At 69.7% G+C, this 839-nt stretch carries 1 protein-coding gene; it reads right to left on the minus strand.

Annotated elements, in window-relative coordinates:
* Positions 1–839, minus strand: an 839-nt coding sequence (locus tag AWB68_RS45580) for a chloride channel protein (protein ID WP_143282084.1), incomplete at both ends; no start/stop codon positions are given.

Consider the following 839-nt stretch of genomic DNA (forward strand, 5'->3'; position numbering starts at 1 on the left):
AGCAGGTCGCCGATCACGTCGTAGCCGACGCCGAGCGCGCGCGGCTCGATATATCCGCCGATGCCGACGACCAGTCCACCAATCGCGGGCCACCACATCCAGTGGATCGGCAGCTTGCCGAACAGGTCTTCGGTCTTGTAGAGCGCAGCCGACAGCCCCGATGCGAGCGCGCCGGACAGCAGCCCCGCGATCACGCACGACACGAGCGAAAGGCCGCCCGGCGGCGCGGTGACTAGCGGGAAGAGCGGCCCCTGTCCGAAGAACGCGACGCGGGCGAACCCGGCGACCGCGCACGCCAGCGCGACCGGCAGGAAGCTGCGCGGCCGCCATTCGAACAGCAGCAGTTCGACGGCGAGCAGCACGGCCGCGACCGGCGTGCCGAACACCGCGGTCATGCCGGCGGCGGCGCCGGCGACGAGCAGCGTCTTGCGTTCGGCGGAGGTCAGCTTCACGCACTGCGCGATCAGCGAGCCGAGCGCGCCGCCCGTCATGATGATCGGGCCTTCGGCGCCGAACGGCCCGCCGCTGCCGATCACGATCCCCGACGACAACGGCTTGAGCACCGCCACCTTCGGCGACATGCGGCTCTTGCCGAACAGGATCGCCTCGATCGCTTCGGGGATGCCGTGGCCGCGGATCTTCTCCGACCCGTAGCGCGCCATGAGACCGACGATGAGCCCGCCCGTCACCGGCACGACGAGCACCCAAAGCCCGAGCGTGTTGTGCGCGGGCGAGCGGTCCGCGAACGAGAAGCTGCCGAAGAAAAACAGGTTCGTGAACAGGTGGATCAGGCCGAGCAGCACGAACGCCCCGCACGTGCTGATACCGCCGATCACCGC

Origin of the sequence: Caballeronia choica (assembly GCF_001544535.1) — a bacterium.
In the GTDB taxonomy this organism is placed as follows: domain Bacteria; phylum Pseudomonadota; class Gammaproteobacteria; order Burkholderiales; family Burkholderiaceae; genus Caballeronia; species Caballeronia choica.